At 72.8% G+C, this 23,284-nt stretch carries 21 protein-coding genes and 1 pseudogene; 10 read left to right on the plus strand and 12 right to left on the minus strand.

Annotation, left to right across the window (positions count from 1 at the left end):
* Nucleotides 1–3: 3 nt before the first annotated feature.
* Entirely contained in the window at nucleotides 4–837 is an 834-nt protein-coding gene (locus tag ACMCNK_RS11295) for a GNAT family N-acetyltransferase (protein ID WP_412736344.1), read from the plus strand.
* Nucleotides 838–851: 14 nt separating this feature from the next.
* On the opposite strand, the gene ACMCNK_RS11300 is transcribed toward ACMCNK_RS11295, so the two are convergent.
* From ACMCNK_RS11300 to ACMCNK_RS11310, 3 genes and pseudogenes are all read right to left on the minus strand, one after another.
* Entirely contained in the window at nucleotides 852–1,343 is a 492-nt protein-coding gene (locus tag ACMCNK_RS11300; RefSeq protein ID WP_412736345.1) for a tyrosine-protein phosphatase, read from the minus strand.
* A gap of 47 nt (nucleotides 1,344–1,390) precedes the next feature.
* Nucleotides 1,391–1,591: pseudogene (locus ACMCNK_RS11305) on the minus strand (tyrosine-protein phosphatase); the annotation flags it as partial.
* 100 nt (nucleotides 1,592–1,691) lie between these two features.
* Nucleotides 1,692–3,305 carry a GGDEF domain-containing protein gene (locus ACMCNK_RS11310; protein WP_412736346.1) on the minus strand — a complete coding sequence of 538 codons (1,614 nt, stop codon included), beginning with the start codon at nucleotides 3,303–3,305 and terminating at the stop codon, nucleotides 1,692–1,694.
* 69 nt (nucleotides 3,306–3,374) lie between these two features.
* Between ACMCNK_RS11310 and ACMCNK_RS11315 the strand changes: the two genes are divergently transcribed.
* The gene (locus tag ACMCNK_RS11315; RefSeq protein WP_412736347.1) at nucleotides 3,375–4,280 is read left to right on the plus strand and encodes a methyltransferase domain-containing protein; all 906 of its coding nucleotides are present in this window, start codon (nucleotides 3,375–3,377) and stop codon (nucleotides 4,278–4,280) included.
* Nucleotides 4,281–4,492: 212 nt separating this feature from the next.
* On the opposite strand, the gene ACMCNK_RS11320 is transcribed toward ACMCNK_RS11315, so the two are convergent.
* Entirely contained in the window at nucleotides 4,493–5,404 is a 912-nt protein-coding gene (locus tag ACMCNK_RS11320) for a hypothetical protein (RefSeq protein WP_412736348.1), read from the minus strand.
* Between the two features lie 99 nt (nucleotides 5,405–5,503).
* On the minus strand, nucleotides 5,504–6,016 hold the full coding sequence (locus tag ACMCNK_RS11325) for an NUDIX hydrolase (RefSeq protein WP_412736349.1): 513 nt from the start codon (nucleotides 6,014–6,016) through the stop codon (nucleotides 5,504–5,506).
* A gap of 272 nt (nucleotides 6,017–6,288) precedes the next feature.
* On the opposite strand from ACMCNK_RS11325, the gene ACMCNK_RS11330 reads away from it, so the two are divergent.
* From ACMCNK_RS11330 to ACMCNK_RS11355, 6 genes are all read left to right on the plus strand, one after another.
* Nucleotides 6,289–6,894, plus strand: coding sequence for a hypothetical protein (locus ACMCNK_RS11330; protein WP_412740822.1), 606 nt, complete (start codon nucleotides 6,289–6,291; stop codon nucleotides 6,892–6,894).
* Nucleotides 6,895–7,083: 189 nt separating this feature from the next.
* On the plus strand, nucleotides 7,084–8,076 hold the full coding sequence (locus ACMCNK_RS11335; protein ID WP_412736350.1) for a hypothetical protein: 993 nt from the start codon (nucleotides 7,084–7,086) through the stop codon (nucleotides 8,074–8,076).
* 57 nt (nucleotides 8,077–8,133) lie between these two features.
* The gene (gene trmB / locus ACMCNK_RS11340) at nucleotides 8,134–8,853 is read left to right on the plus strand and encodes a tRNA (guanosine(46)-N7)-methyltransferase TrmB (protein ID WP_412736351.1); all 720 of its coding nucleotides are present in this window, start codon (nucleotides 8,134–8,136) and stop codon (nucleotides 8,851–8,853) included.
* A 93-nt stretch (nucleotides 8,854–8,946) separates the two neighbouring features.
* Nucleotides 8,947–11,013: an ATP-binding protein gene (locus ACMCNK_RS11345; protein ID WP_412736352.1), complete on the plus strand. Its 2,067-nt coding sequence runs from the start codon at nucleotides 8,947–8,949 to the stop codon at nucleotides 11,011–11,013.
* A gap of 60 nt (nucleotides 11,014–11,073) precedes the next feature.
* Nucleotides 11,074–12,480 (plus strand): selenium-binding protein SBP56-related protein, encoded by a 1,407-nt coding sequence (locus ACMCNK_RS11350; RefSeq protein ID WP_412736353.1) that lies wholly within the window; start codon nucleotides 11,074–11,076, stop codon nucleotides 12,478–12,480.
* Nucleotides 12,477–13,133, plus strand: a complete 657-nt coding sequence (locus ACMCNK_RS11355) for a hypothetical protein (RefSeq protein ID WP_412736354.1) — start codon at nucleotides 12,477–12,479, stop codon at nucleotides 13,131–13,133. The genes ACMCNK_RS11350 and ACMCNK_RS11355 overlap by 4 nt, the downstream gene beginning before the upstream one ends.
* 40 nt (nucleotides 13,134–13,173) lie before the next feature.
* Here ACMCNK_RS11355 and ggt read toward each other — a convergent pair whose 3' ends face one another.
* Nucleotides 13,174–15,009, minus strand: coding sequence for a gamma-glutamyltransferase (ggt, locus tag ACMCNK_RS11360; RefSeq protein ID WP_412736355.1), 1,836 nt, complete (start codon nucleotides 15,007–15,009; stop codon nucleotides 13,174–13,176).
* A gap of 19 nt (nucleotides 15,010–15,028) precedes the next feature.
* Between ggt and ACMCNK_RS11365 the strand changes: the two genes are divergently transcribed.
* The gene (locus ACMCNK_RS11365; RefSeq protein WP_412736356.1) at nucleotides 15,029–16,291 is read left to right on the plus strand and encodes a PQQ-dependent sugar dehydrogenase; all 1,263 of its coding nucleotides are present in this window, start codon (nucleotides 15,029–15,031) and stop codon (nucleotides 16,289–16,291) included.
* A gap of 76 nt (nucleotides 16,292–16,367) precedes the next feature.
* Here the strand turns inward: ACMCNK_RS11365 and ACMCNK_RS11370 are convergent, their stop codons facing one another.
* The 3 genes from ACMCNK_RS11370 to ACMCNK_RS11380 form a co-directional block, all read right to left on the minus strand.
* Nucleotides 16,368–16,625 carry a hypothetical protein gene (locus tag ACMCNK_RS11370; RefSeq protein ID WP_412736357.1) on the minus strand — a complete coding sequence of 86 codons (258 nt, stop codon included), beginning with the start codon at nucleotides 16,623–16,625 and terminating at the stop codon, nucleotides 16,368–16,370.
* A 186-nt stretch (nucleotides 16,626–16,811) separates the two neighbouring features.
* Entirely contained in the window at nucleotides 16,812–17,471 is a 660-nt protein-coding gene (locus tag ACMCNK_RS11375) for an HAD family hydrolase (RefSeq protein ID WP_412736358.1), read from the minus strand.
* Nucleotides 17,468–18,337 (minus strand): LLM class F420-dependent oxidoreductase, encoded by an 870-nt coding sequence (locus ACMCNK_RS11380; RefSeq protein ID WP_412736359.1) that lies wholly within the window; start codon nucleotides 18,335–18,337, stop codon nucleotides 17,468–17,470. The genes ACMCNK_RS11375 and ACMCNK_RS11380 overlap by 4 nt, the downstream gene beginning before the upstream one ends.
* A 212-nt stretch (nucleotides 18,338–18,549) precedes the next feature.
* On the opposite strand from ACMCNK_RS11380, the gene ACMCNK_RS11385 reads away from it, so the two are divergent.
* Complete coding sequence (locus ACMCNK_RS11385; protein ID WP_412736360.1) at nucleotides 18,550–19,617, plus strand: glycosyltransferase family 2 protein; 1,068 nt, start codon at nucleotides 18,550–18,552, stop codon at nucleotides 19,615–19,617.
* A 13-nt stretch (nucleotides 19,618–19,630) separates the two neighbouring features.
* Here the strand turns inward: ACMCNK_RS11385 and fgd are convergent, their stop codons facing one another.
* From fgd to ACMCNK_RS11400, 3 genes are all read right to left on the minus strand, one after another.
* A complete protein-coding gene (gene fgd / locus ACMCNK_RS11390) occupies nucleotides 19,631–20,635 on the minus strand; it encodes a glucose-6-phosphate dehydrogenase (coenzyme-F420) (protein WP_412736361.1) in 1,005 nt (334 codons plus the stop codon).
* 9 nt (nucleotides 20,636–20,644) lie between these two features.
* Nucleotides 20,645–22,555, minus strand: a complete 1,911-nt coding sequence (locus tag ACMCNK_RS11395) for a sigma-70 family RNA polymerase sigma factor (RefSeq protein ID WP_412736362.1) — start codon at nucleotides 22,553–22,555, stop codon at nucleotides 20,645–20,647.
* A gap of 277 nt (nucleotides 22,556–22,832) precedes the next feature.
* Nucleotides 22,833–23,192: a histone-like nucleoid-structuring protein Lsr2 gene (locus tag ACMCNK_RS11400; RefSeq protein WP_412736363.1), complete on the minus strand. Its 360-nt coding sequence runs from the start codon at nucleotides 23,190–23,192 to the stop codon at nucleotides 22,833–22,835.
* Nucleotides 23,193–23,284: the final 92 nt, after the last annotated feature.

Here is a 23,284-nt window from a genome sequence, read left to right on the forward strand (position 1 = left end):
AGGGTGATCAACCTCTCCGCCGGGCTGCCCCCGGCCACCCTGAACGCCATCGCCGACCTGGAGCGCCGCGTGGTCGCGGCGGACGGGGGACGGCTGAAACTGGAATGGAACTCGCTGCGCCACCGCTCCGGGAAGGATGTCGAGGACGTCCTGTGGTGGGACGGCGAGCGGCTGCTCGGCTTCCTGGGTATCTACACCCACGGTGCGCCCACCCTAGAACTGGCCGGCATGGTCGATCCTGCCGCGCGGCGGCGCGGGATCGGCACCGCATTGCTGGATGCGGCGCTGCGCGTATGCCAGGACCGCGAGCACTCGTCGATCCTGCTGGTCGTACCGCGGACCTCAGTCGCGGGACGGACTCTCGCGCAGGGCCGGGGCGGCACACTCGACCACTCCGAGCACGCCCTTGAGATGCCCGGCGAACCCGCTGAGGTGCCCGCCGATCCCCGTGTGACGATCCGCGCCGCCACCGCGGTGGATCAGCCCGCGGTGCGGGAGCTGCTGCGCGTGGGATTCGGCTGGGAGCCGCCCGAGACCGCGGGCCAGGACCCGAACACCCTAGTCGTCGAACAAGGCGGCGAGCCGATCGGAACGGTCCGGCTGATCCACGAGGAGGGCCGGGCCGGCGTGTACGGCTTCGTCATCCACCCCGACCACCAGGGCCGTGGCATCGGGCGTGATGTGCTGCACCGCCTGTGCCGCAAGGCTCTCGCGGACGGCGCCACCGCCGTGCACCTGGAGGTGGCCACCGACAACGACCGGGCGCTGAACCTCTATACATCGCTCGGCTTCCAGCTGGTGATGACCGAGGACTACTACGAGCTGTCCGGCCGCTGAGGGCGCCGGGTCGTTCATGCACCACCGGGGGTGAGCCGCGATCTGATCGCGAGTATGTCGGCGGCCTCCAGGAAGGCCGCACCGTCGAACGTGGCGATCCACTCCCGCAGTGCGGGGACCCGATCCGCGACCTGGCGATCCAACACGTCGGCCTCCGTGGGCTCGTGCCGATTCCGGCGCCAGGTCTCCCCGTCCGGGTCGTAGACCCAGCCGTGCCCGGAATACGTCCCCGCACCTCGCCACCCGGTCGCGTAGTCCTCGATGATGGCCTCGTCGGTCGCGCCGGCGATGTGCAACACCATCGCGGAGATCATGCCGGTACGGTCCCGGCCTCCCGCGCAGTGCACGAGGACCGCTTCGTCCGCCCGGGCGATCGCCCGCAATGCGGCCCCGATGCGGGCCGGGGCCAGCCGCGCGTTGTCCGTCCAGGAGCGCGGATGGTCCAGGTAGGGCCCGCACACCCGGAGGAACTCGGCATCCTCCGGATCCTCGGTGGGCGCCGGCACGAAGACCAGCCCGTGAGTGACTCGGGCCGGACGGTCGGGTGATCGGCGGTGCGCTGCGTCTCTGCCGGGGCGTTGCGCAGATCCACCACCGTGCGCACGCCCGCGGCCTTCGCGGCGGTCCACCCGTCGTCGGTCAGGTGCTCCGGTGCCGCCGAGCGGAAGACCCGGCCGAACCGCGTGTGACCTCCGGCGCGCAGTGCCCGGCCGCCGACGTCCCGTACGTTCCGGCCACCCGGCCAGCGCAACATGCCCACCGCCTCCGCTCGATCCACTCCCACACCGCTCCCGATGATGCCTGACGCATGGCAACAAACCCTCACCGACGACGCGGCGGCCGCAGCGCACGTGTCATGGCGGCAAATGTTCAGTGGCCGGTCGGGCGGCCTCGCGGTCGCGGTAGGCGCGGGGGCGGCGCTCCCGCGGAGTTCCGGAGACCACCCGGTTACGGCCTTGGTGTTTGGCGGCGTACAGGTTGCGGTCGGCGTCGGCCAGGGCGCTGGACTGGGCCGGCGGCGCGGTCTCGTCGGCGGCCGCGACACCGATGCTGACGGTGACCGACCGGCCGTCGGGGAGTCCGTCCCAGTCGTGGCCGGCGATGGCCTGCCGGATGGCGTCGAGCGTGGCGACCGCCTCGGCGTCGGGAGTGGCCGGCAGCACGGCCAGGAACTCCTCGCCGCCGAGGCGGGCGACGAAACCGTCGGGGGTGACGGTGGCCAGCTTCGCTTCGAGCAGCGCCGCGACCTGAACGAGTACCTGGTCGCCAGTGTCGTGGGAGAGCTCGTCGTTGATCCGCTTGAAGTGGTCGATGTCGACCAGTGCCACGCTCAGCCGGGGGTCCGCGGCGATCCGGGCGGAGAGTTCCTCGTCGACGTAGCGGCGGTTGCGCAGGCCGGTCAGGGGGTCGCGGCGGGCCTGTTCGCGGAAGCGCTCAGCCTCGTCGCGTGCCTCGGCGGTCTCGAAGATCGCGTGGCGGGTCTGCGCCTGGGCGTCCCGCTCCAGCGAGCGCAGCCGTTCCTGGGCGGCGACGTATTCCTTCTGCTCGGCGAACGCCGCCGCGTAGTCGCCGCGCGCCGCGTGCAGCTCGGCCTGCTCCTTGTGCACCTGGACCAGCAGCCCGTGCACCCCGCTCGAGTCGCATCGCGCGCGGCAGGCGTCCAGGCTCTGCTGGGCCGCGGTCATCTCGCCGAGTCCGCGTTGGGCGCGTGCGAGGGTGAGCAGGAAGTAGTTGAGATCGTCCGCCTGATCGACATGCCCGGCTTCCTGCCGGGCGATGCACGTCCGCATCGTCTGCTCGGCCAGGCGATGCTCGCCGTTCGTGACCTGGATGTCGGCGAGTGTGTGCAACGACGATGGGTAGAGCTCCATGCCGTGAGCCTCGGCGCACTCCACCATCCGGCCGGCGACCTGCTGGGCGCGGTCGCCGTCCCCGGCCTCGTGTTCGAGGAAGGCCCAGTTGTTGAGCAGGATGATCAGCCGCTCCCACTGGTGCGCTGCCCGCGCCAGCTCCTCGGCCTGCCGGTAGCGCAGCCGCGCCGCGTCCATCGCGCCGGTCAGCGCCAGCGCGTCGGCCAGCTTCGTACGGTGCTTGATCTGCGTGAAAGCGGAGGCCGTCGCATCGAGCAGTTCCACCGCGCTCAGCGCGTGCTCCAGGGACTTGGCTGCGTCACCGGCCATCCGCTCGATGGCCGAGCTGACGAGATGCGTACGGGCCTGCAGCAGGCGGTCGCCGTGCTGTTGAGCCCATGCCAGGATGTCGTGAAGCTGCCAGCCGATTCCGGCGAGTCTGCCGGCTACCAGGGCGAAAGTGGTCCGGCACAGCCGGGCGCGCATGAGCAGGCTCTCGTCGCCCAGCGCAATGGCCTGCTGTTCGAGGTGGGATGCGGTGGCGTAGCCGGCCTCGGCGTCCGTGGAGACCTGGTCCTCCAGCGCGAGGATGGCGGCCGACAGATCCTCGGCGCCCATCACACCATCGTCCATCACTGCGGGCGCGTCACGGTGCAGAACTGAGGTCTGCGGAGGTGACCATGGGTGATGACCTCTTCGCCGCGCCCGCCCGACGACGACAACCGACCGGAGCCGACCGGCGGTACCACCACGCCCGCGGGAGAGTCCGCTCGCGGGTACCTGCTGGACAACGCGCGCGCCGAGGCGGGCGAGCGATTCGCCTGGCTGGCCGAGCTGTTCGACGGTGTGACGCGGGGGCACGTCGATCGGCTGGGGGTCGGCGTGGGCTCGCGCTGCTGGGAGGTGGGGGCCGGTGGTCCGGGTATCCCGGAGGCGCTTGCGGCGGCCGTCGGTCCGAGCGGGTACGTGCTGGCCACGGACATCGACCCGTCGTGGCTGAGCGCAGACGACGGGTACGAGGTGCGCCGGCACGACGTCGCCGCTGATCCGCCCCCGGAGCGGGGGACGTTCGATCTGGTGCACGCCCGGCTCGTGCTGGTCCATCTGCCCGACCGTGTCCGGGCGTTGGCCACCATGGTGGCGGCGCTGCGGCCCGGCGGCTGGCTGCTGGTCGAGGACGCCGACACCGCTCTGCAGCCTCTGGCCTGCCTGGACGACAACGGCGCGGCGCAGCGGCGCGCCAACCGGCTGCGCAACGCGGTCCGGGAACTGCTGACGCGCCGCGGCGCGGACCTGCGCTACGGCCGGACGCTGCCGCGGGCGCTGCGTGAGGCGGGCCTGGTCGATGTCGCCGCGGTGGGCACTTTCCCGGTGGGCGGGCCGGCCTGCGACCGGTTGGAGGCGGCGACCATCCGGCACGTGCGCGGCGAGCTGCTCGCTGCCGGGTTGGCCGACGAGACCGAGATCGATGCGCATCTGGCCGCCATCCTCGCCGGCGAACTCGACCTGACTCTCGCGCCGCTGATCTCGGCCTGGGGACGCCGTCCGGCCGGGCACCCCCCGGCAGCCGGTCAGCGGTCGGGCGACCTCTGAACCCCACGCATCACGTCGAGCCCAAGCATTTATGATCTTGCACTTCAACGCATTTGATGAAGGCTGGCGACCTGCTACAACGTCAACGACACGTTCACCTGGGAACACGCCTGAGCGTCCGGACGGCGCCAACCTGCGGCGGGCCGGACACCGGGGTGTCCGGCCCGCTCGACGGTGGCCACTGGCCATGCCGTTGAGCGGCAGGCTGATGGTCAGTCGCTGGGCATCGCCCCTGCGGCTACCGGTTCGGCGAACTCTCGCGGAAAGGCGTAGAACCGCACAAGGACGGTCCGGGTGCCCTCGACCGGGCGGTCACGCAGCAGGCAGTACCGGTTCAACAGCTCGAGGTACTCGGCGTTGAAACGGGTCAGTTCCGCAGAGGTCAGCTGGATCGCTGCCGCCTCCCTTTTGCCCCATCGCCCCATCTTGGCGTGGTTGCGGGCCGCGTTCGCCAGCACCCGCACCTCGTTCTCGTACTTCTGGTCCAGGTACGGGCGTACCCACGACTCGTCGGCCTTCGGCGTGCGCAGTGACAACGGCTTCGCCGACCAGCGGCCGCGCCGGTCGCAGCCCACGAATCCAGCGTGCGCCAGGAGAGACAGCGCGCCCGCCACGTCGTCGGGCCGGCGGTCGAGCGCGACCGCCAGGGCGTGCACGCCGGCCGGTCCGTGCTCCGAGAGGTGGCCCAGCAGAGCCTGATGTCGGCCGTCCTGGTGGATCGCAATGTCGTCGGCCGTCAACGGCCGGCTCGGCATCCCACCGACCAGCAGATCCCGCGCCCGGATCAGCAGGACGACGGCAAGCGGCAGTTCGGCCAGGATGGCCGTGAGGATGCTGAGCCAACGATCGGGCGCCGTCCAGTCGAGCAGGATGTCGAACCAGGCGTCACAGCACAGCAGGGCGGCTGTCGCGGCCAGAACCGGTACCGCGGTGCGGTGCCGTCGCCAGCCCAGCCAGCTCGCCGCGGCGAAACACCCGACCAAGCCCAGGTCGAACCCGACCCAGGCCACCCGCCACTGGTCGGCGTGGTGCTGACTCGGCAGGCTCACTGCCAGATACCAAGTCCACGGCAGCAAGGCGACCGTGGAACAGCCGATGACGGCCAACAGAACGCGACGGGTCACATCGGACACGGTAGGTGCCAGGCTCGGCAGCCACATCAGGTGATCTCCCCCAGGACCGCCGGTGTGCCCCACACCGGTACGGCCGCGAACAGTCCGGATCTACCTGGCACTTTCGGTGGGCCGATTGGGATGGCCGGCGGTCGGGGCAGCGATCCAGGGGTCAGCATCGTCGGTCAACGCGAGCGTCAGGCACCGTTCCTGATGGGGAGGCAGCGGCGGCATCGCGTGCGGGTCGAACCAGCCGACCTCAACGGACTCGTCGTCGTTGACCCTCGCGTCACCGTCGACCAGCCGGCAGCGCAGTCCGATGGCCAGCCAGTGGACCTGGTCGCCGTTGGGTGCGACGGACAGGTCCAGCGCCTCGGCGGAGAGCAGCCGCTCCACCGTCACCTGGACACCGGTTTCCTCGAACACCTCGCGCAACGCACCGTCGGCCGGCTGCTCGCCGGGCTCCAGGCACCCGGTCGTGAGGGCCCACTCGTGGTTGTCCGACCGGCGGACCAGGAGTACCCGGTTCCGTTCGTCGAGCACGACGGCGATCACGCCGGTCAGGGGTAGCGGGGCGTGCCCGATCTTGGAGCGCAAGGCGACGACGAACTCGGGTATGGGCATGGGGGTCACCCTATGGACGGCCCGCCAGCCGGCCACCTTCGGCCGGACGTCGCCACGCCGTTGGCCAACTCCACGCGGACTGGCCAACTTCGACTGGACCGGACAGCCGGGCCCGCCGTCGGAGCGTTGGGAATGTCGTACCCGTCGATTAGAATGTATGTACGAAAACGGCTTCTGACCTGCGGGGAGATCACGTGACCACGCCCGTTGTGCCGCCATCCGCGGCGTCCCGTCCGCTCACCTCCACCCCCACGATCCCGCCCTACGCGACCATGCTCGGCTTCACCCGGTATGTCGCTCGCACCGGTCCCGCCAAGGCCCAGTTCGTCGGCGGCCTGCGCCGCCAGCGTGAGCGCCGGTCCGGCTTCAATCCGCACGGCCAGCTCGTGAAGGCGCTCAAGGCCGATCTCGCGTTCCGCACCGGCGGCAGCTACCTGGGCGGGGTGACCGACCTGGTCAAGCCGCGGTGGCGCCCGCTGTACGAGGCGGTCAGTGCCGGCGCGGCGACCTACCTGCATTCCCTCGGCGACCCCGAGACCGTCGGCCTGGCCCGGACCCACGACGCGCTCGCCGCGGTCGGCCCGCTCGCCGTGAAGATCAACCCGCATTTCGGGCTGCGCTTCGCCGACGGCCGCCGCGAGGCGGTGCGCCTGCACTTCGACGAGGATCCGCCCACCGCCGAGGTGATCACGGCAACGCTGCACCTCATGTCCCGGCACATGGACCAGATCCTGCCCGGAGCCGAGCCCGTGCTGGTGGACCTGCGCCGAGGTGTCACCCATCGCCTCGACCCCGCCGCCCGCACCGGCGACGTGGAGCGCTGGCTCGCCGGGGAGGCCGCGGCGTTCTCCGCCATGTGGACGGCGACCGCGGCCTGATCCACTGCCGGGTGGGGGCGGCGGCCCGGGGCCTTCGCCCCCACCCGAAGGGACCGGCGGAGGGGCCGGCGGTGTGATTTTTTCGGTTTCGGATTGGGAATCGCTCAGGTGCAGCTCGGTTGCGACGATGCTCTCGATGGCAAGGGGAGTTGTGCCCGGGGGGAAACGAGACGTCGGGGGGCGTTCGTCATGGGAGCAGTGGGACGCACGGGTGGCATGGTTCTGGCGGTGCTGGGAGCCGCCGCGGGAGCGGTGTGGCAGGCAGCACCGGCCAGCGCGACACCGGCGGCGGGCGGCGCCGCGCCGGTGATGCGCACCCAGGTGGCCTACGTGCGCAGCGGCAACGTGTACGTCAGCAAGGGCGCCGCCGAGACCCGCCTGACCACCGGCGGGGGATATTCCCGGCCCCGCTGGTCGCGCGACGGCCGCCAGCTGGCCGTTCTCAAGAGCGGCCAGCTGTGGGTCATGAAGGCGGACGGCAGCGCCAAGCGGCGGCTGAGCACCCGCCCGGCGGCGGGCGCCTCCTGGTCACCCGACGGCCAGTGGATCGCGTTCGCGTCGCTGTCCTGCACCGGCGGGCCGGGGGTCTACCGGATCTCGGCGACCGTCCCGGGCGCCGGCCCGCAGGTGCTGTTCCCGGCCGAGTGCCGGGGCGAGGCCCTGCCCGACCAGCCTGCTGCCACGCCCGCGGCGACCGGCACGCTGGCCGAGCGGCTGCGCTTCGACAACGCGGTGGCCTGGTCGCCGGACGGCACCTCGATCGCGTTCCGGGGCGGGGTCTGCGAGTCGGTCTACGACGACTGCCTCACGGTCGGCACGGTGTCCACCGGCGACGAGCGCACCGTGGCCGCGTACGGCGGCGGCGGCCTGCAGAATTCCGGTTTCGCGGTCATGCCGAGCTGGCGCCCGGACGGCACGCGGCTGGCCTGGACCGCCTACCAGCAGGGTGAGACCGCGGCCGACAACCAGCCGGTGCACCTGGTCGAGTTCGACCCGGCGACCGGGGCGAAGCGGACCGTGGGCGCGGCGCAGGACCGGGAGCTGGCGTACGTCGACGCGGGCAAGGCCGTGGTGACCGGGCAGTACCGGGGCGGCTCGTGGGTTCTGGTGCTCGACATGCGCACCGGCGCGCGCACCCCGTTCCACGCCGGGTCCCAGCCGAGTGTGCAGCCTGTCGCGTAGTGATCCGCTGCGGTGGGGCGCGGCCGTCAGTCCGCCGGCGGCTATCGTGGTCGCCTGATGTCTGAGACCACGGCTGCCCGCCCCATCCGCACGTTCCACCCGCGCCGGGGCCGGGTGAGCACCCGCCACGCCGATGCCATGGCCGCCCTGTGGCCCACGCTCGGGCTCACGGTCGTCGATGGCGACCGTACGCCGCTCGACCTGGGTGAGATGTTCGGCCGCGACGCCCCGCGGGTGCTGGAGATCGGGTTCGGGATGGGCGAGTCGACCGCGGCGATGGCGGCTTCCGACCCCGGCCGCGACTACCTCGCGGTCGAGGTGCACACGCCGGGCATCGGCAATCTGCTGGCCCTGGTCGGCGAGCGGGGCCTGCGCAACGTACGGGTGGCGTGCGGCGACGCGATGGAGCTGGTGCACCGGCTCGCGCCCGCGAGCCTGGACGCGGTGCACGCGTTCTTCCCGGACCCGTGGCCCAAGGCGCGTCACCACAAGCGCCGGCTGATCCGGCCGGACAACGTCGCCCTGCTCCGCGACCGGCTGCGCCCCGGCGGCGTCCTGCACTGCGCCACGGACTGGCCGGAGTACGCCGAGGCGATGGCTGCCACGCTGGCCGCCGACCCGGCGCTGCGTAACGTGCACGAGGGGGCTGCGCCGCGCCCGCGGCACCGACCGGTGACCAAGTTCGAGCGGCGCGGGGAGTTGGCCGGACGGCCGATCGTCGACCTGGTCTTCCATCGCGTCGCGATCACCGGGCCGGATCCCGTCCCTCGGCCGTGAGGCGGCGCACGCCGACCGACCCGGCAGTCACCCGTACCTGAATAGCCGGTTTTGCCGTTTTGGTCTTGTTAGGCTTCAACGGGAGGTCGGGCCATGGGTCGGACGGACGCCGGCACCGGCGCCGGGCGGGCGCGCGACGCGCCGCCGCGCCGCACCCCCGGCCTGGCCGATCTGCCGCGCGAGCTGTTCACGGGCGCCTCCGCCGACCAGCTCGCCGGGCTGCTGGCACGCGCGGCACGCGCCCCCGCGGCCACGATCTCGCTGTTACTGGAAGGCTCCCTGCAGACCTGCGGGAAACACGGCACGGACGCCGTGCCCGTGCCGGACGACCTGGCCACCCGCGTCGTCACCGCCGCCGACGCGGTGATCATCGCCGACTTGTCGTCCGACGGCGGCCCCGCCGGGGCCTACCTGGGCCAGCCCGTGCACGACCAGGACGGCGCGGTCGTCGGGGTGTGCAGCGCCTACGACCCGGCGCCCCGGCCGTGGACCGCCGACGAGGTCGCGGGCGGCGCGATGGCCTCCCGGGTGGCCACCCAGCTGGTCACCGAGCAGGTCGCCCGGCACCTCATCGACCGGCAGCGGCGCTTCCTCGACGCGGTGCTCGACAGCCTGCACGACGGGGTCGTCGCGTGCGACCCGGAGGGCCACTTCGTACTGATCAACACCCAGATGTTCCGGCTGTGGGGCGACGCGCCCGTCCCGGCCAACCTGGACGACCCGGCCTCGGTCGACGGCCTGCTCGACGAACTCGGCCGGCCGCTGACCCACGGTGACAACGTCCTGCGGCGGGCCCTGCAGGGCGAGCACCTGCGCAACGAACGGCTGGTCGTCCAGGGGCGGCACCGGCGGATGCGGCACTACCTGGTCGACGCCCAGCCGATCATCGGCCCGGACGGGCGTACGCAGGGTGCGGTGGCGGCGCTGCAGGACGTCACCCGGCAGCGGCGCGCCGAACGGTTCCGCTCGTGCGAGCTGGCCGTGGCGACCGCGCTGGGCGAGGAGAACACCGTCGAGGCGGCGGGGCGGCGCGTGCTGGACGCGGTCGTCTCCACCCTGGGCTGGATACACGCCGAACTGTGGCTGGTGGACGTTCCCGCCGGGCTGACCCGGCCGGCCGCGCACTGGACCGCACCGTACTGGCAGGGCGGCGACATCGAGGTCCCCCCGGAGCTGGCGTTCGGCGAGGGGCTGGCCGGCCGGGCCTGGCAGGTCGCCAAACCGCTGTGGCTGCGCGACATCGGCCAGCCGCAAAGCCTGATCCCGCTCCGGACCGGAGGCTGGTCCCAGCTGCACGCCGCGCTCGCGGTGCCCGTGCAGGACGGCCGCGACATCCTCGGCGTGCTCACCGTCTTCGCCGACACCGTCGAGGACCCCGAGGACGAACTGGTCGCACTGCTGGCGGGCATCGCCGCGCACATCGGCCAGTTCCTGGCCCGCCGCCTCGTGGAGGACCTGCAGCGGCAACTCAACCGCAGCAAGGACGAATACCTGGCGCTCATCAGCCACGAACTGCGCACGCCGCTGACCGCGATCAGCACGTACACGGAGCTGCTGCGCGGGGCGGACGCGCAGGCGCTGGCCGCGGACGCCCCGGCGATGCTGGAAGTGATCGAACGCAACACTGCCCAGTTGCGGCGCATCATCGACGAGCTGCTCGAACTGTCCGCATTGGACACCGGCCACATCGAGATGAGCACCGGCCCGGTGGACATCGCGGCGGTCACGGCCGAGGCGGTGGCGCAGATCCGCGAGGAGACCGCCGGCACCGACGTCACGGTCAGCGCCGACCTGCCCGAGGCGCTGGTGCTGCCGGGTGACCCCGTCCGGCTGCGGCAGGTGGTCGACCACCTGCTCGGCAACGCGGTGAAGTACAGCCCCGACGGCGGCCAGGTGTCCGTGCAGCTCAGCGTCACCGGCGGGGCCGCGGAGCTGACCGTCTCAGACACCGGCATCGGGGTCACCGAGGACGAGCGGGAGCGGTTGTTCGACCGGATGTACCGCAGCAACCGGGCCCGCAACAGGGCCATCCCCGGCACGGGGCTCGGGTTGTCGGTCACCCGGGCGATCGTGCAGCGTCACCACGGCACGATCGAGCTGGCCGACCACGAGGGTCCGGGTACGACGGTGGTGGTCCGGCTGCCGCTCGCGGCGCGCTGAGTTCCCCCGTCCGGGGATCGGTTCTGGCCTCCGGCGCGCCGGGCACGCCAGACTGCTGGCATGACCCGCTGGACTCCGGATCCCACGTTCTACCCATCGCCCCGCGACGCGGCCGGCGCCCCGGCCGAACGGCTCGCGTACGTCGCCGCGTTCGACCGCTCGGCGACGCGGCCCGACGCGATCGCGGTGCTCGACACCGACCCCGGCTCCGCCGACTACGGCCGCGTGGTGGGCTGGACCGACCTGCCGCACGTCGGCGACGAACTCCACCACTTCGGCTGGAACGCATGCTCCAGCGCGCTGTGCCCGACCGCGCCGCACCCGCACGTGGAACGCCGCTACCTGATCGTTCCCGGCCTGCGCTCGTCGCGGATCTACGTACTGGACACCAAGGACGACCCGCGCAACCCGCGGCTGGTCAAGGAGATCAGCGCAACGGAACTGGCGACGAAGGCGGGCTACTCCCGGCCGCACACCATCCACTGCGGACCGGACGGGATCTACGTCTCCGCTCTCGGCGCGGGCACCGGCGACGAAGGCCCCGGCGGCATCGCGGTGCTCGACCACACCACCTTCGACGTACGCGGGGCGTGGGAGCACGACCGCGGCGACCAGTACCTGGCGTACGACTTCTGGTGGCATCTCACCCGGGACGTGCTGGTCACCTCCGAGTGGGGCACCCCGTCCATGATCGAGGACGGCGTGAACCCGGAGCTGCTGCTCGCCCGCAGGTACGGCCACCGGATCCACTTCTGGGACCTGGCCAAACGCGCCCTGGTGCAGAGCATCGACCTCGGCGACGAGCACCAGATGACGCTGGAGCTGCGCCCCGCCCACGACCCCACCAAGGAGTACGGCTTCGTCGGCGTCGTCACCAATGTCACCGACCTGTCCGCCTCGATCTGGCTGTGGCACCGCGACGGCGGCGAGTTCGCCGTCACCAAGGTGATCGACATCGCCGCCGAACCGGCCGACCCCGCCGCGCTACCACCGGCCCTGCAGCCGTTCGGGGCGGTCCCCCCGCTGGTCACCGACATCGACCTGTCCGTCGACGACCGCTACCTGTACGTGTCGTGCTGGGGCACCGGCGAACTGAAACAGTACGACGTGAGCGACCCGAGGCACCCGGTGCAGACCGGCTCGATCCGGCTCGGCGGGGTGGTGGGCCGGGTGGCGCATCCCGCGTACCCGGACGAGCCGCTGGCGGGCGGCCCGCAGATGGTCGAGGTGTCCCGCGACGGGCGCCGCGTCTACGTCACCAACTCGCTGTACGGCTCGTGGGACGACCAGTTCTACCCGGACGGCGTCGGCGCGTGGATGGCGAAGATCGACGTGGACCCGGACGCGGGCGGCATGACGCTGGATACCAGGTTCTTCCCGCACGGCGACGAGTTCCGCGGGCTGCGCGTGCACCAGACCCGGCTGCAGGGCGGGGACGCGTCGTCCGACTCGTACTGCTTCCCGTGACCGGTGGCCAACTGGCGGCGCTCGCCGCGCTCGGCGCGTTCCACGGCCTGAATCCGGCGATGGGCTGGTTGTTCGCGGTGGCCCGGGGCATGCAGGAGCGCAGCCGGCGGGTACTGCTCGGGTCGCTGCCGCCGATCGCGGCCGGGCATCTCGCGTCGGTCGCGATCGTCGCGGCGGTCGTCTCGGCCACGGCGTCGCTGGGCGCGGCGCGGATCGTCGGCGTCGCGGGCGGGACGCTGCTGGTCGGCTTCGGGCTGTGGCGGCTGCTGGCGCAGCGGCACTTCCGGTGGGCGGGGATGCGGCTGTCGGCGTACCAGCTCGCCGGTTGGTCGTTTCTCATGTCGTCCGCGCACGGGGCCGGGCTGATGCTGCTGCCGGTATTGGTGCGGGCGCCGCTGCCCGCCGGGCACGGTGGGCATCCGCCGGCGGCGGCGCCCACCGGGGCGGCCGGCACCCCCGGGGCGGCGCTGCAGGGGCTGGCCGCGGCCGGGATGCACACCGCCGGAATGCTGGCGGCGATGGCCGCGTGCGCATTGCTGATCTACGAGTACGTGGGGCTGTCGGTGCTGCGCCGGGCCTGGTTCAACGTGGACCGGCTGTGGGCGGCGGTGCTGGTGGCCGCGGGTGCCGTGACGATCGCGCTCGCCGCGTAGCCCGGGGCGGTGGCGTGCGGCCACCACCCCGGGTCTCGGATCAGCCGCGGGGTACCACGACCGCGGCGGCGCCGCCGCCGCGGCGTACCGGCTCGGCGGCTGCGGTGAGCAGGCCGTGCGGCCCGAACTCGATCGCGGTGAGCGCACCGAGCTCCGGCATGTCCGGCCCGAACGTGTGCCCGAGCCCGGTCAGCTGCGTGCCGAACTGGGCGCGGTAGGCGGGCTCAGCCTGGATGCCCGGACTGTTGCGTTGCGAGCCACGCGGCGCCGCGACCGCCTCGGGCAGGGACATGCCCAGGTCGAGACGGTTCACCAGTACCTGCAGCACAGTCGTGATGATCGAGGCGCCGCCGGGCGAGCCGAGAGCCAGCCGCGGGCGCCCGTAGTCGAACACGATCGTCGGGGACATCGAGCTGCGCGGCCGCTTGCCGGGGCCGGGCAGGTTCGGGTCGGGCGCGCTGCCCTGCGTGGGGGTGAAGTTGAAGTCGGTCAGCTCGTTGTTGAGCAGGAATCCGCGGCCGGGCACGACCATCGCATTGCCGCCGGTCTGCTCGATCGTCAGCGTGTACTCGACGACGTTGCCCCACCGGTCGGCGACGGTCAGATTGGTGGTGCTCTGACCCTCCTCGACGGGGCTGCCCGGCACGCCGCCGGGGCAGCCGGAGGCGGTCAGCGGCGCGGGCGCCACCGGCTTGGCCAGCGCGTGCGCAGGGTCGATCAGGCATGCCCGGGCCTGCGCGAAGCCGTCGCTGAGCAGCGTGTTCAGGGTGGAGCGGGGGGTGCCGTCGCCGACGTACCGGTTCCGGTCGGCGAACGCGAGCGCGCTCGCCTCCAGGTAGCGGTGCTCCGCCTGGATCAGCGGCAGATGCCCCAGGTCGGAGGGCTCCAGGATGTTGAGGGCCTCCCCCACGGCCGTGCCGCCGCTGGACGGCGTGGCCATCCCGTACACGGTGAGCCCGTGATACTGCGACCGGGTCGGCGCGGGGTGGCGCACCCGGTAGCCGGCCAGGTCCGACATCCGCAGATCACCCGGGCGGATCGGGTACGCCCACGTCCCGGCCGGATGCGACGAGACGGGCGGGTGCTGCACCGTACGGACCACATCGGCGCCCACCGGGCCGCGGTAGAACACGTCCGTCCCGTGCCGGGCGATCAGCCGGTAGGTGGCCGCGAGATCGGGGTTGCGCTGGATCGATCCGACCGCGGGCGGCGCACCGCCGGGCAGGTACAGCGCGCGGGTCGCGTCGAACTGGCCGAACGCGGCGGCGTTGTCCGCGATCTGCTGCTGGAACGTGGCGTCCACCGCGAAGCCCTGGTCGGCGACCCGGGTGGCCGGGCGCAGCAGGCTGCCCAGTGACCGGGTGCCCCAGCGCCGGTTCGCCGCGGCCCAGGTGGCGAGCGTGCCGGGCACCCCGACGGACATGCCACTGATCCGGGCCTCCTGGAAGTCGTACGCCTGCCCGTCGGCCGGGTCGACGAAGATGGTCGGCGTCATCGTGGCCGGGCCGGCCTCGCGGCCGTCGATGGTGTGCACCGTGCGGTGTGCGGCGTCGTAGAAGACGAGGAAACCGCCACCGCCGATCCCGGCGGAGAACGGCTCGGTCACGCCGAGGGTGGCCGCGGCGGCCACGGCGGCGTCGACCGCGTTGCCGCCGCGGCGCAGCACGTCCAGGCCGACGGCGGTGGCCGTCGGGTCCACCGTGGCCACGGCGCCGCCGTAGCCGTACGCGGTGGGCACCTTCGGCGGGGCCGCGAGCGCCGGGCCGGGCTGGCCGGTCGCGACGTTCGGCGTGGGGGCGGCGTGCGCCGGACCCGGCTGGCCGGTGAGGACCAGGGTGGCCGCGGCGGTCAGCGCGGCGAATGCTCGGAACCGCATCGTTCCTCCGGAAGACAAAGTGGCCGGTCCACCTCTGCCTACCGGGGAACCGGCACCCGCACAACCGGGGCGCGCCGATGAGCGGCCCCGGCGGTTCGCCGGGCAGCGGCAGGATGTCACCGTGGAGGGGACACCAGCAGCGGCGGAGGGGGCGGATGTGAGCGCAGCAACGAGGACACGCCCGCGCGGGGCGCTGGCGCTGGCGAGCGTCGGCGTGGCGTTCGTGGCGGCCTGCTCCGGCGGCGGCGGCCCGCCCACTCCCCCGCCGCCCCCGGCGTCCGCGACGTCCGCCCCACGCTCACCGGCGGCGTCCGCCCCGGCCAGGACGCCGGACCTGTCCGCACCCGAGACGGTCGCCACGGGGCTGGACGTGCCGTGGGGGCTGGCGTTCCTCTCCGACGGCAGCGCGCTGGTCGCCGAGCGCAACTCGGGGCGGATCCTTCAGGTGCGGCCGGGCGGCGCGGCGCCCCGCGAGGTCTACCGCATGCCCGGGGTGGTGCACGCGGGCGAGAGCGGGCTGCTGGGGCTCGCGGTCGCGCCGGACCACGACCGCACCGGCTGGGTGTACGCGTACTTCACCGCGGAGCACGACAACCGGATCGTCCGGTTCCGGCCGGGCAGCAGCAGCACCCCGGAGGTGATCTTCAAGGGCATCGACAAGGCGAACTTCCACGACGGGGGCCGGATCGCGTTCGGCCCCGACGGCATGCTGTACGCCGGGACCGGCGACGCCGGTGACCGCCCCTCCGCGCAGGATCCCGCGGATCCCAACGGCAAGATCCTGCGGCTGACCCCGGACGGCGCCCCGGCGCCCGGCAACCCGCGCGGCACGCCGGTGTGGAGCCTGGGCCATCGCAACGTGCAGGGTCTTGCGTGGTCGGCCGACGGCACGATGTACGCCACGGAGTTCGGCCAGAACCGCTTCGACGAGGTCAACATCATCCGGCCGGGCAACAACTACGGCTGGCCCGAGGTGGAGGGCACGTCGGACGACACCCGGTACGTCAACCCGCTGGTGACGTGGTCCACGACCGAGGCGTCCCCGTCCGGGGCGGCGATCGCGGGCGACACCCTGTACGTGGCGGCCCTGCGCGGGCGGCGCCTGTGGACCGTTCCGCTGCACGGCGGCGCCCCGAAGGCCGAGCTGACCGGCACGTACGGGCGGCTGCGCACCGTGGCGGTCGCTCCGGACGGCGCGCTGTGGCTCACCACGTCGAACCGGGACGGACGTGGCGACCCCGTCGCGGGCGACGACCGCATCCTGCGCTTCCCGGCCCGGTGAACAACCGGCCGAACGCATCGGGCCCGGCAAGGTTGCCGGGCCCGATGAGCATCCCCGCTCGGCCGGGGCGCTTGCGTCAGGCCTTGGCCTCTGCCGGGGGCAGCAGCGGCAGAGACGAGATCACGGTCGCGTAGCGCGCGACGTCGCGGTCGTTGGGCACGACTCCGAAGTAGCGGAGCTGATCCTGGATCGCCTGCGCGACGGCATCCTCGGACTGGCCTCGGTGCGTCTGCATGACCTTGTTGACGACATAGTCGACACGGAGCTGCACCTGCCAACCGGCGGTGCGGCTCCCTCCTGTGGTGGTGAGGGTTACGGGGGCGACGGCTTCCATGTGATCGAGTATCGGGAGCGGCCGCAGCACACGGAAAGACCGCCGGATTGCGTGCAACCGAACTGCACCCGGGCCACACCGCGGACTCCATCAAACGTCTGAGGCGCGTCGCCGGGTCAGCGACGGCCGGTTACCTGCCGGTAGGTAGGTTACCGGCGAGTAGGGGACGGGGTCGCCGCGCGGTCGTCAGCGCAGCTTGGCGACCACGTCCGCGGTGAGCTCGCCCAGGTCCTCGACGACCAGGTCGGCCAGCTCGAGCGCGTCCGGCGCGGGCGGGTACTCGCCGTGCGGCACCGCCACCACGGCCAGCCCGGCCGCAGCGGCGGCCCTTAGCCCGTTGCTGGAGTCCTCGACTGCGACGCACTCCTTCGGCGCGAACCCGAGCCGCTGCACCGCGGCCAGGTACACGTCCGGGGCGGGCTTTCCGCGCGCCACCTCCTCGGTGGACAGGGTGACCTGGAACGCGTCGGCCAGCCCGGCGGTCGCCAGCACCTGGTCGATGAGAATGCGAGCGGAGGAGCTGGCCAGGGCCAGCGGGAACCGCTGGCCCAGCCGCCGCACCGCCGCCACCGAACCCGGGATCAGCGGCAGCGCCTCGGCGTACCGCTGCGCCATGCGGCCGAGCACGTCGTCGGCGACCTGCTGCGGGGTACGCCCGACGCCGACGTCCACGCTCAGATGGCGGGACCACTCGCCCGTACTCATGCCCATCATCCGCTGCTGGGTGTCCGGCAGGAACGCGCGCCCGTGCTCGGCGACGTAGCCCCGACGGACCTCCTCCCACACCCCTTCGGTGTCGATGATGACGCCGTCGAGGTCGAAGACGACCGCCGCGATACCGCTCACAGCGCTTCGGCCGCGGGGATCAGCTCGTTCTTGAAGATCTCGAACTGGCTGACGTCCCACGCGTTACGCAGGCTGCCGTGCGCGACGGTGAACCCGAGCCCGGCAAGCCGCCGCAGGTCCGCGACGATCTCGTCGACCCGCTCGCCCTTCTCGCCCAGGTCGAAGTTGTACAGCACGGTCTTCTCGATCTCCGCGTAGTCGCGGCCCACGGCGTCGCAGTGCCCCCGCAGCACGTCGAGCTTGTGCTGCACGTCCGGGCCGCCGAACAGGTTGCACGCGTCGGCGTACTTCGCGACGAACAGCAACGTCTTCTTCTCGCCCCCGCCGCCGATGAGGATCGGCACGCGCGGGCTCAGCGGCGCGGGCGAGTTGAGCAGGCGGCCGAGCCGGTAGTGCCTGCCCTCGTACGCGGTCTCGTCGCCGTCGAACATCCGGCGGCAGATCTGCAGCGCCTCCTCCAGCCGCTCGAAACGCTCCGCGGTCGGCGGGAACGGCAGGCCGAGGCCCAGCGACTCCTCCTCGTTCCAGGCCGCGCCGATGCCCAGCATCGCCCGGCCGCCGGAGAGCACGTCGACCGTCGTGACCGCCTTGGCCAGCAGGCCCGGCTCGCGATAGACCACGCCGGTCACCAGCGTCAGCAGCTTGGCCCGGCGGGTGTGCCCGGCCAGGAAGCCGAGCGCGGTGTACGCCTCCAGCATCTCGTGCTCCGGAGGCCCGATGACCCCGATCTGCCACAGGTGGTCCATCACGCTGATCCGCTCGAATCCGGCGTCGTCGGCGGCTTCGGCCACGTCGCCCAGGACCGCGCCCAGCCGGGGCGCCCCGTCGGGCCAGGTGAAGTTGGAGATGTGCAGGCCGAGTTTCACGGCGGCGTCCTTTCAGCGGGTGGGCGGATCGCCGGGGATGCCCCACGGGCGGCCCCCCTGCACCCTAGCTCCCGCCGCCGTCCCGCATGACCCCGATTCCCGCGCCGCTTCCGGTTGCCACGCCGCGCATGGTTGACGCACCGTACGAGCTTGCTAGGTTGAACCGCGACGGCGCCGCCCCCGCGCCCGAAACCGTTCGAGGAGTCACCGCCATGCCTTCCTCGCGGCCCCCGTTGATGCCGCGCGACCCCGTGTCGTCACCCACCGTCAGTGTGGTGATCCCGGTGCTCAACGAGGAGGAGAACCTGCCCCTCGTCCTGGAGGGCCTGCCCCCGGTCGACCAGGTGATCGTGGTCGACGGCGGTTCCACGGACGACACGGTCGCCCTGGCCCGCGAGGTCCGGCCCGACGCGGTGCTCGTCCGGCAGACCCGCGCCGGCAAGGGCAACGCGCTCGCGTGCGGGTTCGCAGCGGCCACCGGCGACATCGTGGTCACGCTCAACGGCGACGGTTCGGCCGACCCGGGCGAGCTGCCGCGCTTCGTGGACGCGTTGCTGTCCGGCGCGCAGGTGGCGCACGGCTCCCGGTATCGCCACGGCGGCGGACAGCTCGGCGGGTCGCGTCTCGAACGGCTCGCCGACCGGCTGTTGTGCGGGCTGGTCAACCCGGTGTTCGGCACCCGGTTCACCGACCTCGGGTACGGCTACAACGCGTACTGGCGTGCGGTGCTGCCGGCGTTCGGACTGCCGGAGCCGACCGTGCCCGGGTTGCGCCGCGGCGACCAGCCCTGGGGCGACGGGCCGGAGATCGCGCCGCTGCTCACCCTGCGTACCGGGACGGCGGGGCTGCGCGTCGTCGAGGTGGCCAGCATCGGCTACCCGCGCATCCACGGGGCATGGCAGCGGCGGGCACTGCGCGGGCTCAGCCGGGCGCTGCGCGCGGCCTGCCTCGAACTCCGGCACCGGCGGCGCGTCGGCCCGGCCGCGGCCGACCGGTGGCCCGATGGTCGCGCGGGGCAGGCGGGCCGGGGTGCGGCAGACGGGTGGGCTGATGGTCGCGAGGCGGTGCCCGGTGGACCGGGCGGCGGGCCCACGCGGCAGGACCGCCGTTCCGGAGCCCGGCACGCCGCCGAGCCCGTGGCGCAGCGGTCCACGGCGCGGCGCTTGCGCAGCGACGGCCACGCCGAGCCCGGCCAGGTCCCGGGCGCGCGCGACTGGCGGACCCGCCGGGACGGCTCGCGCCATCAGCGGGCCACACCAGGCGCGCGCAATCCGGGGTAGCGACCCGGGTTGATCAGCCGCCGGTGTGCTTGCGCAGCCGGGGCAGGATCTGCTCGCCGTACACCCGCAGGAAGCGGTCCTGGTCCGGGCCTGGGGCGTGGAAGACCAGGTGTTTGAAACCCATGTCGAGGTATTCGGCGACCTTCGCCGCATGCTCGTCGGGGTCGGACGAGACGATCCACCGGGTCGCGGTGCGTTCCACCGGCAGCGCGTCGGCCCGGCGCTGCATCTCGATGGGGTCCTCGACGCCGGTCTTCTCCTCGGGCGAGAGGGCCAGCGCACCCCAGTAGTGGGTGTCGTTGCGGGCCCGTTCGAAGTCCGGGTCGAACGACACCTTCACCTCGATCATGAGGTCGAGGTCGTCGACCGACCGGCCCGCCTTGCCGGCCCCTTCCCGTACGGCCGGCAGCAGCGTGTCCGTGTACAGCGCGTGGCCCTTGCCGCTGGTGGTGATGAAGCCGTCGGCGACCCGCCCGGCCAGCCGCGTCGCCGCGGGCCCGGACGCACCGATGTAGATGGGCACGGGCTGCTCGGGCTTGTCGTAGATCGTCGCCAGCTCGGTCCGGTAGTACGTGCCCTCGAACGTCACCCGGTCCTCGGTCCACAACTGCCGGATCAGCGTGACCGCCTCCTTGAGACGGGCGAACCGCTCCTTGCCCTCCGGCCACTGTGCCCCGAGCGGCACCTCGTTGAGCGATTCCCCGGAGCCCACGCCGAGGATGATGCGGCCCGGAGCGAGGCAGCCGAGCGTGGCGAACGCCTGCGCGACGACCGCCGGGTGGTAGCGGAACGTGGGGGTCAGCACGCTGGTGCCGATCAGGACCCGGTCGGTACGCGCGGCCAGGGCGCCCAGCCAGGGCAGCGCCGCCGGGGCGTGCCCGCCGTCGTGGCGCCACGGCTGGAAATGGTCGCTGACGAACACCGAGTCGAAGCCCAGCCGCTCCGCCTCGACGCTGTACGTGAGCAGCTCGGTCGGCGGGAACTGCTCCGCCGACGCCTTGTAGCCGAAGCGAATCATGACCCGACCCTATCCCGCGGCCCGGTACGCCTTCCCCGCCTCGGTCGGGGTTTCGCCGTCCCGGTAGAGCCCGAACGCGGCGCTGTCACCGACCGCGGGCAGCGCGAACCAGGCGTACCGCTCGACGTACCGGCGCGACTGCAACCCGGCCGTGCTGCCACTGATGAACGCGGCCTCCTGGGCGCCGCTCGGATACTTGGGAGCGCCGGCGAAGTTCGCCAGGCCGAATTCGGTGACCCAGACCGGCAACCCGTACCGGCGGTGTACCGCGTCGACGTACCGCAGGAACTGGCCGACCGCCGCGGGACCGAAATCCGAGCCGTACCAATGCAGCGTGATGAAGTCGACGCGCCTGCCGTGGGCTTTCGCCCCGGAGATGAACCGGTCGAGCCAGCCGCCGGGAACGTCACCGCCGTACGCGACCGCGGGACTGCCCAGGCGCAGGCCGGTCCGTTCCAGCCGTGGCCACAGGTCGAGTGCCTGCTCGACGGTCAGGTCGGCCTGCCCGGGCAGGTCCGGCTCGTTGAAGCCGAGCAGCACCCGGCCGCTGCGCCGGGCCCGGGCGAGGGTGGCGTCGGTGACGCTGTCGCGGCCCCAGATCATGGGCACGAACTCGACGCCGGCCGGGCCGGGCACGTCGGCGTTGTCCGCGGCCCAGTTGTAGTACCAACCGGCTCCGACGTCTCGCAGGGCGCCGGACAGGCCGGGGAACCTCCAGACGCTCGCCCCCTTCTTCACGGGCGCGACCGCGGGCTCGGCCCGCGCGGGAACCGATGGTGCGGCCCGGGTCGACGCCGCAGGTACGGCCGGGCTGGACGACGCCACGGCGGCCTGCGGCGTCACCGGGGGGATCGCGGCCGCGGCCTGACCGGCGGGCCGGGCGCCGGAATGCCGGTATGCCACCATGGCGGCGCCGCCCCCGGCCACGACCCCGGCCGCGAGCACCGCGGTGAGCACGCGCCGGGCAACCCCGACCGTGAGGTACGCCTTCCCCACGGTCGCCGATTTGCCCGCGCCCGCCGCGGGCCGGCCGGCCGTAGCGCCCACCTTCGCCGCCCCAGCCCCCGCCTTCGCTGCGGTACTCCCCGCCTTCGCCGCCCCAGCCCCTGCCTTGCCCGCCGCGGCGACCTGCCCGGCGCCGTGCACCGCCGAACCGCCGGCGACGGTCAGACCGGGCGGCACCGGGACCAGCGCCAGGCCGGCCAGCAACCGATCGGCGGCCACCAGGCCGGACCAGGCGGGCGCGCAGCGCGGGCAGTCGCGGGTGTGCCGGGCGATCCGCTTGCGCCACAGCGGGCCAGGGCGGCCGTCCCAGTCGTACGTGACGCGGCGCAACTCGGGGCACGCCGGCGTCGCGGCGAGTGCCCGGACGACTGCCCGGCCGGTCTCCAGCTGTTCCTTCATCCGCTGGATCCGGACCGCGGCGTGCTGGCGGGCGACGCCCAGCCCTGCGACGAGGTCGTCGCGGGTCAGTGTCCCCGACGCCTCCAGCCACCACAGGGACAGCAGTTCGCGGTGGTCGGCGTCGAGCCAGCGGGTCGCCTCGGCGGTCTCCCGGCGCTGCCCGGACAGTTCCAGGCGGGTGATCGTCAGGTCGGTGAAGTCGGCGCCCGGGTCGCGGACGTCGGCATCGAGCGCGTCGGCGGCGCCGTGCCGCGCCCGCATCCGGTCGCGTACCTGCCGCACCGTGATCGTCACCAGCCAGGACCGGAACGCCGCCGGATCCGGCAGGTCGCCGAGGTTGCGCAGGATCCGCAGCATCGTGTCCTGCACGACGTCGTCGGCGTCCGCGTGGCCGTCGAGCGCGCGCCCGGCGATCGAGTAGACCAGCGGCAGGGAGCCGGCGACGAGCCGGTCCACCGCGGCCGGATCACCGGCGCGGGCCGCCGCGACGGTCGCGGTGTCGGGTTGATCCGGCATGACTTCCTGCCCTTCGGTGCGGCATCAGATCATCGCCTGCCGCATCCGAGGCCCGCCACACCACCACCCATGGTCACCGTACGTGACGAAGCGATACGGATTCGTTCATTCTCCGGCCCGCCGTGCAAATTGACCGGCGTACCCGGCCGGCTCGGGATGTCAGTTTTCGCCGGTGCCGTCACCGGCCGCGCGACCGGCCCCGGACACGGGTACGGCAGCACCCGGTCGCCGCCACAATGCAGCAACGGTTTCGTACGTGTTTCCTGAGCTTTTCCGGTCAGCCGGCGTGCGCCTGGTGGTACGCCGTGGTGACGCTTGACGGAATGCGGCCCCGCTCGGAGATCTGGTGACCGTGGCGCTGCGCCCAGTCACGAATCAATCGGTTCTCGTCGCGGCTGCTGGCCGTACGACCGCCGGCGAGGGTGCGTCCCGAACGCCCGACCGCCCGCCCGGATCCGCCTCGCCCAACCCGCGTACCTGCGGCGATGTACGGATCCAGCGCCTTACGCAGCTTTCCCGCATTGGTCTCGGAAAGGTCGATCGTGTAGTGCATGCCGTCGAGACTGAACTCGACGGTGCGATCCGCCTTCTTGCCATCCAGATCGTCGATCAAAGTGGTGATGACCCGCCGCGCCATGACGACTCCCGTTGTTCTCCGTAAGAACCGCGATCAGTGTCACCCGTGTCCGCGTTCCGGCGCAACGGTTCCGTGGAAATTCGACACGGAAC

The sequence above is a fragment of the Krasilnikovia sp. MM14-A1259 genome (assembly GCF_047159535.1).
Classification (GTDB): domain Bacteria; phylum Actinomycetota; class Actinomycetes; order Mycobacteriales; family Micromonosporaceae; genus Actinoplanes.

Coding starts and splice junctions, on each gene's coding strand:
- ACMCNK_RS11310 (WP_412736346.1), bottom strand. CDS start 3,305: ATGGGCGCCGAGGATCTGTCGGCCGCCATCCTCGCGCTGGAGGACCAG.
- ACMCNK_RS11315 (WP_412736347.1), top strand. CDS start 3,375: ATGACCTCTTCGCCGCGCCCGCCCGACGACGACAACCGACCGGAGCCG.
- ACMCNK_RS11325 (WP_412736349.1), bottom strand. CDS start 6,016: ATGCCCATACCCGAGTTCGTCGTCGCCTTGCGCTCCAAGATCGGGCAC.
- ACMCNK_RS11330 (WP_412740822.1), top strand. CDS start 6,289: ATGCTCGGCTTCACCCGGTATGTCGCTCGCACCGGTCCCGCCAAGGCC.
- ACMCNK_RS11335 (WP_412736350.1), top strand. CDS start 7,084: ATGGGAGCAGTGGGACGCACGGGTGGCATGGTTCTGGCGGTGCTGGGA.
- trmB (WP_412736351.1), top strand. CDS start 8,134: ATGTCTGAGACCACGGCTGCCCGCCCCATCCGCACGTTCCACCCGCGC.
- ACMCNK_RS11345 (WP_412736352.1), top strand. CDS start 8,947: ATGGGTCGGACGGACGCCGGCACCGGCGCCGGGCGGGCGCGCGACGCG.
- ACMCNK_RS11350 (WP_412736353.1), top strand. CDS start 11,074: ATGACCCGCTGGACTCCGGATCCCACGTTCTACCCATCGCCCCGCGAC.
- ggt (WP_412736355.1), bottom strand. CDS start 15,009: ATGCGGTTCCGAGCATTCGCCGCGCTGACCGCCGCGGCCACCCTGGTC.
- ACMCNK_RS11370 (WP_412736357.1), bottom strand. CDS start 16,625: ATGGAAGCCGTCGCCCCCGTAACCCTCACCACCACAGGAGGGAGCCGC.
- ACMCNK_RS11385 (WP_412736360.1), top strand. CDS start 18,550: ATGCCTTCCTCGCGGCCCCCGTTGATGCCGCGCGACCCCGTGTCGTCA.
- fgd (WP_412736361.1), bottom strand. CDS start 20,635: ATGATTCGCTTCGGCTACAAGGCGTCGGCGGAGCAGTTCCCGCCGACC.
- ACMCNK_RS11395 (WP_412736362.1), bottom strand. CDS start 22,555: ATGCCGGATCAACCCGACACCGCGACCGTCGCGGCGGCCCGCGCCGGT.
- ACMCNK_RS11400 (WP_412736363.1), bottom strand. CDS start 23,192: ATGGCGCGGCGGGTCATCACCACTTTGATCGACGATCTGGATGGCAAG.